The sequence below is a fragment of the Algibacter mikhailovii genome, assembly GCF_014651495.1.
GTDB lineage: Bacteria > Bacteroidota > Bacteroidia > Flavobacteriales > Flavobacteriaceae > Algibacter_E > Algibacter_E mikhailovii.
The window spans coordinates 185,601-200,676 of record NZ_BMWZ01000005.1; the positions used below are offsets into that span (position 1 = coordinate 185,601).

Genomic DNA, 15,076 nt, shown 5'->3' on the forward strand with positions numbered 1-15,076 from the left:
TAAATTTAGTTGTGTATTAATCTTTTTTTTATTAAGACAGTTTCTAAATAGAGCACAAATATACAATATAAGTCCTCGAATTCCATAAAACCTGACATTGTATTACTATATGGTTTTATAGTTTTTTATTATTGATTGTGAAATGCAGAATTATTGATGAATTCAAAATCAGTAAGCGTTAGTAAAAAGGCCTTCAAATCGGCTTTATCCTGAGGTGTTAAGCCAATGCCACCAGAATCCACTTTTTTCATAAGTGGGTCAATAGTTTCTGAGTTTTTTAAACCTTCACTATAATGGTCTATTACAGCTTCAATTGTGGTGAATCTTCCATCATGCATAAAAGGTGCAGTAAAGGCTAAATTGCGCAGGGAAGGGGTCTTAAATTTTCCATTATCAGAGGGGTCACCAGTTATGTTACCTAAGCCTAAATCTATAAATGTTTCGTCTAGGCCATTATTATGAAAAATATTGTCCGTCCAAAGCGGATTTTTATCACTGCCGTGACAATGAAAACAGTCGCCCCGGGCTTCATCCATAAAAATATTAAAGCCGTTTAATTCTTGAGCGGTAAGTTCAATTTTATTTAAAAGGTATTGATCAAATTTTGAGTTTGACGAAATTAGAGTGCGCTCAAACTGGGCAATAGCTTTTGTAACGGCAATAGAGTCTATTTTTGAAGAACCAAAGGCTTGCGTAAAAAGCGTAGGGTATTCTTTATGATTCTGTAATTTTTGTTCCACCACTGTCCAAGTATTTTTCATTTCGGTAGGATCTGATACCGGTATAAAAGCTTGGTGTTCAAGGCTAAATGAACTGCCGTCCCAGAAGAATTTTTCGTCATAATTCCAAGCTAAATTAAAAAGTGGCATGGAATTTCTTTTGCCTAAAGTACCATCAATGCCTTCGCTAAATCTGCGGACGTCTGTAAATGCTTGTTCTGGCGCATGGCAATCTGCACAAGCCTGGCTTTCGTCTCCTGATAAAATAGGGTCGAAAAATAGTTTTTTACCAAGTGCTATACCTTCTGCGGTTTGCGGGTTATTAATAGGGATTACTGGAGCAAGAATGTTTTCTTCAAATAGAATTGGAATATTAAGGGGTTGTGGTGTTTGAACATATATTTCCTGATTATCATTTGAGCATGATAAAATTAAAAATAATAAAACATATAGGTTCCAGTGTTTCAACGCAAATTATGGTTTTATGGATTTTAGACTAAAAACATTTTGACCATTTTCAAACATGTCTATTTGTGCATCAAAATTAGGCATGAGCATATTATTCAGGTCATTTAAATTCCAAATGTTGGGGGTGTCAAACCATTTAGAAATATTCATATTTATATGGAAAGTGGTATCATTTAAAATAGTGACTTCGCCTAAATCAACTTCAAAAAAAGTGTCTTTAAAAACTTGTGGTGTAACCCTGTTATTTACAGCTCTTATGGTGTGGTAGGCATAGCTCGTTTCAGTAGAGCTGTTATCAATAAATTTGCCTTCAAGTTGCATGTAATGATAGCCACCGCCTAACATTTCGGGAACATTCCAAGAGACCGAGTTTAAATCAGGATAGTTTAAATCATAATTATCTTCATTGTTAAAACCGAAAATAAAAGAGACTTTACTATAGGTGCCTTCAGGAATTTTAGGAATTGGTGTGAAGCTAGTATTTGAATTATTAGTAACATCTACTAGGTTATAGCCATCTAATGTTAATGTTTCACCATTAGGTTTTTCAAAGGTTATTCTTGAGATAAGGTATCTCAGTTTCGTAATGCTTAATGATTCGCCATGAGCATTGGTAAATTGAATAGTATTAAAATCAGTATTGGTTACAGTCTTTTCGTCCCAAGAGTGACTAAAATTAAAAGTGAGGTTGAATTGAGAAGATTCATATTCATTGTTTTCATTGCAAGATGTTATGAGTGTAAAACTGCTTAGAATTAATAAAAAAAGTATGGTGTTTTTCATTTTAAGCTAAATATTAGTAAATCTGAAAAACCTTTGTTTGTTTCAATATCGCCGTCAATACTGCTGGATTCTCCTATTGAAATAATGCTTTTGTTCTTAAGTTCTATTGCATCATAAGCGAAATCAATATTAGAACCGCCTATAGTTTTCTGCCAGAGTAAACGCCCTTCAGAATCAATTTTTAAAAGCCATGCATCATTTTGTCCTTTGTTTTCTTCAAGATCACCATCTAAACTTCTTGAGCTTCCTGAGATAATAAATCCGTTATCTTCCGTTCTTGAAATGGACCGGCCAACATCGAAACTAGAGCCTCCATAATTTTGTTCCCATATCAAGTCACCATCGGGAGATATTTTAATCAACCATAGGTCTGCTGACCCGTTATTATTTGTTACGTCAAAATCATTACTTCGTGTATCTCCCACAATAAAATAATTCCCATCATTAGTCTTGCAGATGGCATGGGCTTCATCAATTTGAGAACCACCAAATGATTTTTCCCAGAGTAAGGTGCCAAAAGATGATATTTTGACAACCCAGAAATCATATGATCCTTTATTGTTGTTTACATCCACATCGTCACTATCTGAAGCGCCTATCAATAGGTAGCCATTGTCATTGGTTTGAATGATGTCATTTGGTGTATCTGTAAATGTGCCGCCATAAAATTTGCTCCACTGTTTATTCCCTGTAGCATCAAGTTTTATGGCCCAATAATCACCACCGGCATGTCGCTTTGCACTGGAGACCTTGCTATTGCCTTGTCCATTAGACGCTGAAACATCTAAAACACCAGTAATTAAAAACCCGTTGTCTTCTGTTTGAATGATGGCATTACCAATATCGGCGCCTAAATAACCAAATGATTTTTCCCATAAAATATGACCAGCTTCATCTAGTTTACAAACCCAGAAATCATTGGCGCCATTATTTTCGGTAACGTCTCTGTTATTACTCTTACTATAGCCTATAACAGCATAGCCATTATCATTGGTTTGAATGATATCTATGCCGCGGTCATCTTCACTGCCGCCATAAGAGAATTGCCACTGCAGTGTATGGGTCTCATTATATTTTAGTATCCAATAATCAAATGAGGTGTCAGGCTTATTGCTAACATCCCCGTTTGAGCTTTGTACATGCCCTAAAATAGCATAGCCTCCATCGTTTGTTTTTATTATAGATTTTGCCAATTCGTTTAAAGAACCGCCTAAAGTTTTTACGAAATTAATGTTAGGATTTGAATCGATTGAAGTTTCAATAGGTTCCGTTTTGGAGCAAGCAAAAAATAGCATGCCTAGAGATAAAAAGATCAAGCGAAAGTTCTTCAACATAAAATGAGTGTTCTTAGTTGGAATTTTTCTTCACAATAAATAAGCCTCTATTGATATCGCTAATGATGATATTTCCACTAGGGAAATAAGGATAAACACTCCAAGCGCCATTAAAGTTAGTGCTGTTATTTTCGGGATGTGTATCAAAATATCCAATTTCAGTAATTGCTTTGTTTTCAATATTAGTAATGTCAAGTTCTCTCATGCCAGCCGTATAACTCGCTTGGAAATATGAGTTTTCTTTAACATAGCCATTATGATCTATGGCATTAGTTGGGCCAAAGTATTCCATTTGAATTTTAGGGTTGTCTAAATCTGTTAAATCTAAAATTATGGTACGCGTTCTTGTACCTGTTTGTTGTTCATCTAATTCATCACCTAAAACAAAATAGGTCATATCTTCTGTAAACCAACCTTGGTGTGTGTAGCCAACATTTGCGTAACTTAATGATGATAGCCTAATTGGATTTGATTTGTCTGTAACATCAAGGATAATAACTTCTATTTCATTGCTCCCTATTAAAATTTCTTTTCCATTGTGTTCAGTGTCAGGACCGTTATAGGTTACTACTTGTGCATCATGAGAATAGCCAGGGTATCCACCTGAATCTATTGGTGTTAATGGCTTCTGTAGGTCAATAAATAAGGGGCCTCCGGCAAAAGGTTCTGCTCTGCTCGTACCTACTGCATATGCAAAGCCGGAGTCTTCGTTAATTACGATGTTATGAGCACTTGTGAAACCATTATAAATGGCGTCTGGAGAAAAAGTTTCAGGAGGATTGGAAACATCTCTTAAGCGGGTTAAATCAAAAATTTGCATGCCATGTGATTGGGACCTGTCGGCAACAACAAAAGCAAAATTCTGATACACCTTAATATCTCTCCATGGACTACTTATAGTTGCTGTAGGTAATATTCCAATAACTATTGGGTTTTCTGGGGCTGAAATATCAACAAAGGCCACGCCTGTGGTGGCGCAGAATAAAGCGTATTCTTTTTGGGTAGACGTATCTGTCCAACCCCAACAATCACTACCGCTAGACCCAGCCCCTCCTAATTGGTCAATTGGCACAAACCCCATTAAATCATAATTATTGCATGGATAAATACCAGCAAAACCATTCTTACATGCAGCCTCAGCATTTGGATTAGCGGGTGTTTCATCATTACAACAACTATCCAAAATAAGCATAAAACAGCATAGCGTTGCCGTCTTGAGAATTTTTAACAAGTTCATAGCGGTTTTTATTAAGAACTAAAATGGGTGATGTTTTAGTATAAAGATAGTAAAAACAAAATTAGCTTCTTATTTTTGCAGCATGATAGAAGATAAAAATCAGCAGAGAACGCAATTAAGTGATTTGGGAGAATTTGGATTAATTGACCATCTTACTAAAAACTTTAAAATAAAGCAGTCGTCAACTGTAAAAGGTATAGGTGATGATGCTGCCGTTCTAAATTTTGAGGATCAAAAAGTTGTAGTAACCACAGACCTGTTAGTAGAAGGTGTGCATTTTGATTTAAGTTATGTGCCCCTAAAGCATTTGGGGTATAAAGCGGTTGTTGTGAATCTGTCTGATGTCTATGCTATGAATGCAAAAGCCACTCAGGTAACCGTTTCAATTGCTGTGTCCAATCGTTTTCCGCTTGAGGCTTTAGAGGATTTGTATGCAGGTATTGAAACCGCAGCAAAGATTTATGATATTGATGTTGTTGGTGGAGATACCACCTCCTCAAATACTGGATTATTAATATCCGTAACAGCCTTAGGGGCATTAAGTGAAGACGATGTGGTTTACAGAAATGGTGCAAAACCAAATGACTTATTGGTTGTTACTGGTGATGTTGGCGCGGCATACATGGGGTTACAAGTTTTAGAAAGAGAAAAAGAGGTATATAAAGTAAATCCTAACAATCAACCTGATTTAGAGCCTTATACCTATATTGTTGAAAGGCAATTAAAACCAGAGGCAAGAAAGGATATAAAAGAGTTATTAAAGGGCTTAGATGTTAAACCAACATCAATGATTGATGTGAGTGATGGCTTATCTTCTGAAATCATACATTTGTGTAAGCAGAGCGATGTAGGGTGTGATTTATATGAAAACAAATTACCCTTAGATCCTCAGGTAATCTCCGTTTGCGAGGAGTTTAATATTGATAGTACTACTGTGGCCTTGAATGGCGGGGAGGATTATGAACTTCTATTTACGATTTCTCAAGAGGATTTCATGAAAATAAAAGGTAATCCAAATTTTTCAATTATTGGTTTCATGAAAGAGTCCAAAGAAGGGATGCACTTGGTGACAAGAGCAGATACTCGAATACCTATTAAAGCGCAAGGTTGGAAGAATTTTAATGACTAATAGCTTGCGGGTATAAGTAAATTTAATCTTTAATGAGGTAATTAGTATGCCGGCGATGACATGATTTTTCGCTTCGTGCGTTCTGTCCTAGAAGCATAAATGCGCTCTAAAATAGCATTAATCTCTTTAAATTTTGGTGTTAATTCGATAAGATGACCATTACTATTGGTAGTTAATTGTTTTTTACAGTGGCAACATGTGTACTCCTTAACATGGTATGTTACTTTCTTAGTTACTTGATAATCATGACCAAAAAGATTGCAGTACATTTTTGGTATTAAAGCAGGTTTGTTAGTAGATTTTCTCATGGTTTTAATATTTAGAACGAGGTAAAGCTATAAAAATAAATGAATTAATCGTTAAAAAGCTATAAATTTTCGACGAAATGCACTATATTTTGTAGTAATTCACTTTCATTTTCTATAAAACTCATATGTCCATCGGGGAGTTCTACTAATTTTACCTCAGTATCTTTTGTTTGGGCAATAAGCTTCTTAAAATTTAAAACCGGGTCTTTTTTACTAATAACCATCATTTTTTTGAACGGTGAAAAATGCAGTAAGGCTTCCCTGTCTTGTCGAATTTTCATGCCTTCAAGGGCTGCAATAATACCTTGTAATGGTGTGAGTTGGGCTTGATTAATGAGTTGATTGATTTGTTTCTTAAAGAGAATTCTATTTTTTGGTCTAAATAAATTATTGATTGCAATTCTTATAAAGGTTTTGTGGTTTTGCTTAACGGCCAATATGGCTCTGTCTCTGTTTTGTTGTTTTTCAAAATCGTCAGCATTGGCTGTCGAATTCACTAAGCATAAACCTTTTAGAGCATCCGGGTTTAATTCTGCAAAGGCCAGTGCTACATAACCACCCATGGAATGTCCTATAAAGGTAGACCGTCGTATTCTTAATTTCTTTAGAATGGCTTCAACAACCTCGGCCATGAGTTCCATGGTGTGTATATAACCAAGGCATTCACTTTTACCATGACCCAGCAAGTCTATACAGATTATTCGGTTTTTTTTTGAAAGCGATTTAATAAAAGGAGTCCATATAGAGCTGTTTTCTAAAAAGCCGTGGAGTAAAACAACGGCATGTCCTTTGCCGGAATCGGTATAGAAAATATTAGCGCCTTTGTATTCTAAGTACATAGATGTGATTTATCTGAGGCAAAGATAAAATCATAGCATTAAGCTTGAAAGTAAAGATTGATTTTTATATTTTGACTTTTTTTATTGCGGCAAAAGCTTTGTCTACGTAGTCGTCTTCTACCAAAATGGTAAACTCATTGGTTGTTGAAATTACTTCATAGAGCACTACGCCTTCCCATGCTAAGCGTTTAAAAAAGTGATAATATAATCCTGCTATTTTCGAGTTGTCTTTTGGTAAATTAATGCTTATTGCGGTTAGGCCATCCTGAAAGGCAAGAATAGTTTCGTTTTCTAATTGCGCCTTAATAAAATCATTTAAACTGCTAGAAATAATAATGTTGCTCTCATGTATGCCTCTTGTAAAGGTGTAGAAAAGTTTTGATTCAAGATTAATGCGTTCCAGAATTTTTGCGTGATTATGGATAAGACTGTCTGAATTTCTAACTGTAAAATCGGTAAGGTTTGATCGTACTGTTATATCACCTAAATTCTGAATGGCTCGCTTCATTTTAACAGAATTAGATAAGGTTGTAGGTGGGTTATAACGTCTCAAAGCCATCATAATAGCTCCAGGTTTTACCTCTTTTTTGAGCATTTTACTTATGGGTTCAACAAGTTCAATAGCTAGTGCACTAAAATTTATGATGTTTCTAGACAGGGCTTCTTCAAGATAGGGCTGCGTTATTAATATATCTTCAACACAGTTTGATACGGTTTTCATGCGTCCAATGGATTTTAATGTTAATTATTTAACATCTTGTGTAAAAATAAACTTTTTTTTGAAAAAACATAGGCATTAGATATTTGAGTTATAGTTTTGCATTCAAATTTATAGAAAATGAAAGTATTAAAGTTTGGTGGTACGTCTGTAGGGTCTGTTGAAAATATGAGTCATGTTAAGAATATTATTAATGATGGCCAAAAGAAAATAGTCGTGCTTTCTGCTATGTCTGGTACAACGAATCAACTTGTTTCTATTGCGCAGGATATTGCCGATGAAAAATCAGACGAGGCTCTGAACAAAATTAGTAAGCTAAATGAGTCTTACATTCTAACTGTAGATAGTTTACTCCAAGATTCAACTTTAAACCACAGCGTTAAAGAATATGTATCTAGTGTATTCGACTTTTTAAAGGGGTGTGCTAAAAAGGATTTTTCGCAAGCTTTAGAAAATCAGATCGTTGCTCAAGGTGAATTGCTTTCAACATATATGTTTAATAGCTATTTGAATCAAGAGGGAATAGCTTCGGCATTATTGCCAGCTTTAGACTTTATGCGAATTGATGAAAATAAAGAACCAAACATAGAGTTCATTAAAGAAAATATTGGGGCTGTATTAAAAGAGAATGCGGGCGCAGAGATCTATATTACTCAAGGTTTTATTTGTTTAGATGATAACGATGAGGTTTCTAATCTTCAGCGTGGAGGCAGTGATTTTACTGCTACAATTATAGGGGCGGCGGTTTTGGCTGAAGAAGTGCAAATTTGGACGGATATAAGTGGTATGCATAACAACGATCCGCGCTATGTTGAAAACACAAATCCTATTTCTAATTTATCATTTGATGAAGCTGCTGAGTTGGCTTATTTTGGGGCTAAGATTCTTCATCCGCAAACGGTCACACCTGTAAGAGCTGATAATATTCCAGTAAGGCTTAAAAACACTATGAAGCCCAGTGCTCATGGTACTTTAATTTCTAGTAAGACTTCTGAAGGTGGTATTAAAGCTATTGCGGCGAAAGATGGAATTACGGCAATAAAAATCAAGTCAGCAAGAATGTTACAGGCGCATGGATTTTTAAAAAAGGTTTTTGAAATCTTTGAAACTTATGAGACCTCAATTGATATGATTACAACTTCTGAAGTTGCAGTGTCATTAACTATTGATGATGATAGCAAGCTTAAAAATATTCTTAAGGAGCTAGAGAAAATTGCATTAATTGAAGTAGATTCAAATCAAAGTATCGTTTGCTTGGTTGGTCATTCAGTTGTAAATCATGAAGATACATATAAGTTATTTCAAATTTTACAAGACGTGAAGATCAGAATGATTTCTTACGGCGGTAGTAAAAACAATATTTCTCTTTTAATTGATTCTAAAGATAAAATTAAAACGCTACAAAAACTAAACGATTATTTATTTGAATTAGTCACTCTTTAATAAAAATATATTTAGTGTTGTTAGCAAAAGGGGCGTTAAAAACGCCCCTTTATATTTTAAGCATTCATAATATCCTCAATTTCTTCAATTTCAATCGGGATATTTTTCATTAGGTTTATAGGGGCTCCAGATTCTTGAATGACCACATCGTCTTCTAATCTGATCCCAAAACCTTCGTTTGGAATGTATATGCCAGGCTCAACAGTAAAAACCATATTGGCTTGCATGGGTTCAGTTAAAATGCCATAATCATGCGTGTCTAAACCCATATGATGAGATGTGCCATGCATAAAATATTTTTTATAAGCAGGCCATTCAGGGTCTTCTTTTTGAACATCCGCTTTGTCAATCAAGTTTAAGCCTAATAATTCGCTAGTCATTAATTTACCAACTTCTATATGGTATTCTTCCCAAAGCGTTCCTGGGGTTAACATATTGGTAGCTTTATTTTTAACTCTTAAAACAGCGTTGTAAACCGCTTTCTGTCGTTCAGAATAGGTTCCTGAAACAGGAATGGTCCGGCTTAAATCACTAGAATAATTGGCGTATTCTGCTGCAGTGTCAAATAATATTAAATCACCCGCTTTACATTGTTGGTTATTTTCTATATAATGCAAAACGTTGGCATTGTTTCCTGAGGCTATTATAGGTGTGTAAGCAAATCCTTTTGATCGATTTCTTAAAAATTCATGCATAAACTCAGCTTCAATTTCATATTCCCAAACATTTGGTTTAACAAAATCAAGAACACGTCGGAATCCTTTTTCAGTAATGTTACAAGCTTTTTGGATTAAATCAATTTCAATGTCTTCTTTTATAGATCTCAGTCGTTGCAAGATGGGATTGCTCTTTGCCACCCGATGCGCTGGATAGCGCTCTTTAATCCATTTGGTAAACCGATCTTCTCTAGTTTCAGTCTCTACGTTAGACCTATAATGCTCATTGGTGTTTATATAAACCGTATCACATTGCGTCATGATTTCAAATAACACTTTGTCCATGTCTTGTAACCAGTACACTGTTTTTATACCACTTGTTTCAAAAGCCCTTTCTTTAGTTAGTTTTTCGCCTTCCCAGATCGCTATGTGTTCATTGGTTTCCTTTAAAAACAAAATTTCTCTGTGTTTTTCTTTTGGGCAATCTGGAAATAGAACAAGAACACTTTCTTCTTGATCAACACCGGATAAATAAAATATATCTCTATGTTGTTCAAAAGGCATAGTGCTATCCGCACTTATAGGGTAAATGTCATTTGAATTAAAAACAGCAAGGCTGTTGGGGGCCATTTTAGCGGTAAATTTTTTCCGATTTTTTATAAAGAGCTTATTGTCAATTGCTAAGTATTTCATGTGAATTTATGTATTATCTGCTATAAATGTAATGAATCTGAAGAAATCATTGCATATAAATCATTATATTTGGGGACCTTGCAAAATAATCACAGTGTGAAAAAACAGCTATCCATAAAATTATTGATTACGCTTTTGTGTGTGATTTCATGTACTTCTTTTGCATTTGCTCAAAAATTTGTTAAAAAAATCACCTTAAAACAAAAAATTGAGAAATCAAGTCTTGTTATAGAAGGAAGGGTTGTTGCTAAGCAATCATTTTGGGATGATCATAATAAATTAATTTATACAGCTAATACGGTAGAAGTTTATAGCGTTTTTAAAGGAGAGGTTGCTAAAACCGTTGAAGTAATTACCGTTGGAGGAACGGTAGGGCTTACTGCGCTTATGACTTCAAATGCTGTAAAGCTTAATAAGGGAGATGTTGGGGTGTTTACTTTAAAAAATAGCACGGTAAATTCTAAGGAGAAAGGAGTGTTGACTCATAGTAAATTTGATCTTTACAGTGGTCAACAAGGATTTTATAAATATGATTTGAATAAAGACTTGGTGGTTACTTCTTTTGGTAAAAAGAAAGGAATAAAATCAGATTTTTATGAGGAAATAAGGCAATATACTCAAGCTAAGGTGATTAAAGTGAAAGCCATTAGTTCAAGGAATGAAGTTTCAAAAGGTAATATAGCTAAATCAGCTTTAGTACTAGGTATAGAGAGTTTTTCACCTACTACAGCCATGGGAGGTGTTAAGATGGAGATTACTATTACAGGGACTGATTTTGGAGATGAGAAAGGAAAAGTTGGTTTTGCCAATGCAAATGATGGCGGTGCTACCTTTGTAGATGCTCTAGATACTCAGGTTGTTAGTTGGACTAATACCCAGGTAGTTGTAGAGGTGCCTTCAGGAGCTGGGACAGGCAAAATTAGAATTACAAATGCTGATGGTAGTGGCGTTGTTGAATCGGCAAATATATTGACTATTTCATATTCTGAAGTTAATGTGAATTATGCGCCTGAAACAACACCGGAAACCCCTGAAGTAGCATATCAAGTAAGGCATGCGGACATCGATGGTGATGGTGGCTATACCTGGGAAATGTTTACTGATTTTTTTAATGACAGTGATTTTCCTGGTGCCAAAGCAGCCTATGAACGTGCCTTTAATAATTGGGTTTGTGAAACTGGTGTGAATTGGTCAATAAGTGATTCACCAACAACTGTTGATGAGGTTGCTTTTGAGAGTAAGGATGGAGGAGACCCAGTTAATGTTATTCGCTTTGATAATGGGTCACTGAGTGATGAAACCTTGGGTACTTGTTTTTATTGGTTTAAAGGATGTAGTATAGCAAATACTATTTCATGGTATGTTGCTGAATTGGATATTGTTTTTAATAGTGAGGATATTCTTTGGAATTTAGGACCAGACCCTACATCAGGAGGTGCATTTGATTTTGAATCGGTAGCACTTCATGAATTGGGACACGGTCATATGTTAGCACATGTCATTGATCCGAATAATTCAATGCACTATGCAAATACCCCTAATGCGGATAAGCGCGTTATAGAATCTAACAATAGTAATGCGGCAAAGGGAGTACAAGATAGAAGCACTGGTTCGTCAGTTTGTGGTGTGCCCGCTATGTCTGATGCATCATGTCCCTTAAGTGTGCCTGAGGAAGAATTTGCAAACAATATTAGCATTTATCCAAATCCTACAAATGGCGTTTTTTATATAAAAAATAGGTCATTAATTAATATTGATAGAATTGCCATTTTTGATATTACTGGTAAGCTTGTATTAGATCAAGATTTCTCCACTAGCTCTGATATCACCATTAATTTAGAAGGTTATGCTAAAGGCATGTATTTTATTGATTTACTCTCTGATGAAAATGTTATTACCAGTAAACTCCTACTGGATTAAGACGATTCTCGCTTTTTACTTATAACCATTCTAAATAGTTAAAACATGGTAGTTGTTATTTGCCTATAATCTATTCCTAAGCTACCTTTGTGGGAATCTTAAAAATACTTCAAAATAATGAGCGGATTTTTTAAATCTTCGATAGGAAGAAAAGTAGCTATGGCGCTTTCTGCATTCTTCCTCATGTTTTTCCTAATAATACATTTGGCGGTAAACATTACCTCTCTTTTTAGTGCTGATTTGTTTAATGAATTATCCCATTTTATGGGAACAAATCCTTTAGTGCAATTTGGACTTCAACCTGTATTGATTTTTGGTGTGGTTTTTCATTTTGTGATGGGTTTCATTTTAGAATTGAAAAACAGAAAAGCAATTGGTGTAAAGTATGCACAGAATAATGGTGCTGCTAATTCTTCTTGGGTAAGTAGAAATATGATTTACAGTGGGCTGGTTATTTTAGCTTTTATTGTACTTCACTTTATTGATTTCTGGATTCCTGAACTAAACACTAAATATGTTTTAGGAGATATGTCTGGAATGCATGGTGCAGACTATAGATATTTTCATGAACTAGTAGAAAAATTTGAGAACCCATTACGAGTTGGAGCCTATGTGGTGTCTTTCGTTTTATTAGGACTTCATTTAGCACACGGGTTTACTTCAGCGTTTCAATCTATGGGTGTAACAGCAGGGCGTAAAAAAACATTACAACAAATAGGGAAAGCATATTCAATTATTATTCCTGCATTATTTATTGTAATAGCACTTTATCATCATTTAAATCCTCACCATTAATCTTAGATAATTATGGCTTTAGATTCAAGAGTACCAAAAGGTCCAATTAAAGATAAATGGACAGATTATAAAAATAAAATTAACTTAGTAAATCCTGCAAATAAGCGTCATATAGATGTTATAGTGGTAGGGACAGGTTTAGCAGGAGGTTCAGCCGCTGCTACTTTAGCTGAGTTAGGATATAATGTGAAAGCATTTGCTTATCAAGATTCTCCACGTCGCGCACACTCTATTGCAGCACAAGGAGGAATCAACGCAGCAAAAAACTACCAAGGTGATGGAGATTCAACGTACAGATTGTTTTATGATACGGTAAAAGGAGGTGATTATCGTTCACGCGAGGCTAATGTTTATCGTTTAGCTGAGGTTTCTGCAAATATCATTGACCAATGTGTTGCTCAAGGTGTTCCTTTTGCGCGTGATTATGGTGGACTTCTAGATAACCGTTCATTTGGTGGTGTATTAGTATCAAGAACTTTTTATGCTAAAGGACAAACAGGCCAACAATTATTGTTAGGAGCTTATTCTGCAATGAATCGTCAAATAGCTCGTGGAAAGATTGAAATGTTCAATCGTCACGAAATGCTTGATGTTGTAAAAGTAGACGGCAAAGCAAGAGGTATTATAGCGAGAAATTTAATTACTGGTGAAATTGAGCGTCATTCAGCACATGCTGTGGTTGTTGCTACTGGTGGATATGGTAATGTTTATTTCTTGTCCACAAATGCAATGGGTAGTAATGTGACTGCCGCTTGGAAAATACATAAAAAAGGAGCTTATTTTGCTAACCCTTGTTATACTCAAATTCACCCAACTTGTATTCCGCGTTCAGGTGATTACCAATCTAAATTAACATTGATGTCTGAGTCCCTACGTAATGATGGACGTATATGGGTGCCAAAGAATTTAGAGGATGTAAAAGCAATTCGTGAAGGAAGTAAAAAACCAACAGATTTATCTGAAGACGAAAGAGATTATTACTTAGAGCGTCGTTACCCGGCCTTCGGAAATTTAGTACCTCGTGATGTGGCATCTCGTGCTGCTAAAGAACGTTGTGATGCTGGTTACGGTGTTAATGCAACTGGAGAGGCTGTATATCTAGATTTTGCTGCGGCCATTGAACGTTACGGAAAAGAACAAGCCAAAATTCATAATATATCAAACGCTTCAGATGCTAAGATATATGAATTAGGTCAAGCCATTGTAGAAGCGAAATACGGAAACTTATTTCAAATGTATGAGAAGATTGTAGATCAAGATCCATACAAAACACCAATGATGATTTATCCAGCAGTACACTACACTATGGGAGGTGTTTGGGTTGATTACAATTTAATGACTACGGTTCCTGGATTGTATTGTATTGGGGAAGCAAATTTCTCTGATCACGGAGCGAATAGACTTGGAGCTTCAGCCTTAATGCAAGGTTTAGCTGATGGTTACTTTGTATTGCCATATACTATTGGTGATTACTTAGCTGATGATATTAGAACGGGTAAAATTCCAACAGATTCCAAGGAGTTTGATGAGGTTGAAAAAGAGGTAAAAGACAGAATAGATTTCTTTGTTAACAATAAGGGAAAGAAATCGGTTGATTATTTCCATAAAAAACTCGGAAAAGTGATGTGGGATAAATGTGGGATGTCAAGAAATGAAAAAGGCTTGAAAGAAGCAATGGTTGAGATTAAAGCCATTCGTGAAGAGTTTTGGAAAGACGTTTCGGTTCCAGGTGGTGCCAATGAAATGAACCCTGAACTTGAAAAGGCTGGACGTGTTGCTGATTTCTTAGAGTTAGGCGAGTTGTTTGCTAAAGATGCTTTAACTAGAGAAGAGTCTTGTGGAGGTCACTTTAGAGAAGAATCTGCAGAAGAAGATGGACCACAGAAAGGAGAAGCAAAACGTAATGATAAGGACTTTGCATTTGTTTCTGCTTGGGAATATAAAGGAGAACCTGCTGATGCAGTATTACATAAAGAAGAATTAGAATTTAAAGATATTGAACTAAAACAACGTTCATACAAATAAGATTGACAT

13 protein-coding genes are annotated in these 15,076 nt (G+C 35.4%); 5 read left to right on the forward strand and 8 right to left on the reverse strand.

Translation table 11 applies throughout. The features are described from left to right. Nucleotides 1–128: 128 nt before the first annotated feature. Genes IE051_RS11885 through IE051_RS11900 form a run of 4 tightly spaced genes read right to left on the reverse strand, consistent with a single transcriptional unit; the run spans nt 129 to nt 4,541 of the window. Nucleotides 129–1,187, reverse strand: a complete 1,059-nt coding sequence (locus tag IE051_RS11885; protein ID WP_189361020.1) for a cytochrome-c peroxidase — start codon at nt 1,185–1,187, stop codon at nt 129–131. Nucleotides 1,188–1,193: 6 nt separating this feature from the next. Continuing rightward, complete coding sequence (locus tag IE051_RS11890; RefSeq protein WP_189361021.1) at nt 1,194–1,970, reverse strand: MbnP family protein; 777 nt, start codon at nt 1,968–1,970, stop codon at nt 1,194–1,196. Beyond that, a complete protein-coding gene (locus IE051_RS11895) occupies nt 1,967–3,304 on the reverse strand; it encodes a hypothetical protein (protein WP_229796796.1) in 1,338 nt (445 codons plus the stop codon). Before IE051_RS11895 ends, IE051_RS11890 begins: the two co-directional genes overlap by 4 nt. A gap of 13 nt (nt 3,305–3,317) precedes the next feature. Beyond that, complete coding sequence (locus tag IE051_RS11900) at nt 3,318–4,541, reverse strand: choice-of-anchor B family protein (RefSeq protein ID WP_189361022.1); 1,224 nt, start codon at nt 4,539–4,541, stop codon at nt 3,318–3,320. Nucleotides 4,542–4,623: 82 nt separating this feature from the next. On the opposite strand from IE051_RS11900, the gene thiL reads away from it, so the two are divergent. Further along, nucleotides 4,624–5,670, forward strand: a complete 1,047-nt coding sequence (gene thiL, locus IE051_RS11905; protein ID WP_189361023.1) for a thiamine-phosphate kinase — start codon at nt 4,624–4,626, stop codon at nt 5,668–5,670. Between the two features lie 41 nt (nt 5,671–5,711). On the opposite strand, the gene IE051_RS11910 is transcribed toward thiL, so the two are convergent. From IE051_RS11910 to IE051_RS11920, 3 genes are all read right to left on the reverse strand, one after another. Further along, nucleotides 5,712–5,978 (reverse strand): DUF1660 family phage protein, encoded by a 267-nt coding sequence (locus IE051_RS11910; RefSeq protein ID WP_189361024.1) that lies wholly within the window; start codon nt 5,976–5,978, stop codon nt 5,712–5,714. 59 nt (nt 5,979–6,037) lie between these two features. Then, on the reverse strand, nt 6,038–6,817 hold the full coding sequence (locus tag IE051_RS11915; protein WP_189361025.1) for an alpha/beta hydrolase: 780 nt from the start codon (nt 6,815–6,817) through the stop codon (nt 6,038–6,040). A gap of 64 nt (nt 6,818–6,881) precedes the next feature. After that, nucleotides 6,882–7,538, reverse strand: a complete 657-nt coding sequence (locus IE051_RS11920) for a hypothetical protein (protein WP_189361026.1) — start codon at nt 7,536–7,538, stop codon at nt 6,882–6,884. A gap of 117 nt (nt 7,539–7,655) precedes the next feature. Here IE051_RS11920 and IE051_RS11925 point away from each other — a divergent pair, with 117 nt between their 5' ends. Next, nucleotides 7,656–8,978, forward strand: a complete 1,323-nt coding sequence (locus tag IE051_RS11925; protein WP_189361027.1) for an aspartate kinase — start codon at nt 7,656–7,658, stop codon at nt 8,976–8,978. Nucleotides 8,979–9,034: 56 nt separating this feature from the next. Here IE051_RS11925 and IE051_RS11930 read toward each other — a convergent pair whose 3' ends face one another. Then, nucleotides 9,035–10,327 carry an aminopeptidase P family protein gene (locus IE051_RS11930; RefSeq protein ID WP_189361028.1) on the reverse strand — a complete coding sequence of 431 codons (1,293 nt, stop codon included), beginning with the start codon at nt 10,325–10,327 and terminating at the stop codon, nt 9,035–9,037. Nucleotides 10,328–10,423: 96 nt separating this feature from the next. Here IE051_RS11930 and IE051_RS11935 point away from each other — a divergent pair, with 96 nt between their 5' ends. From IE051_RS11935 to IE051_RS11945, 3 genes are all read left to right on the forward strand, one after another. After that, nucleotides 10,424–12,247, forward strand: a complete 1,824-nt coding sequence (locus IE051_RS11935) for a T9SS type A sorting domain-containing protein (RefSeq protein WP_189361029.1) — start codon at nt 10,424–10,426, stop codon at nt 12,245–12,247. Nucleotides 12,248–12,364: 117 nt separating this feature from the next. After that, a complete protein-coding gene (locus tag IE051_RS11940) occupies nt 12,365–13,042 on the forward strand; it encodes a succinate dehydrogenase cytochrome b subunit (RefSeq protein WP_189361030.1) in 678 nt (225 codons plus the stop codon). Nucleotides 13,043–13,054: 12 nt separating this feature from the next. Then, on the forward strand, nt 13,055–15,067 hold the full coding sequence (locus tag IE051_RS11945; RefSeq protein ID WP_189361031.1) for a fumarate reductase/succinate dehydrogenase flavoprotein subunit: 2,013 nt from the start codon (nt 13,055–13,057) through the stop codon (nt 15,065–15,067). The last annotated feature ends 9 nt before the right edge of the window (nt 15,068–15,076 follow it).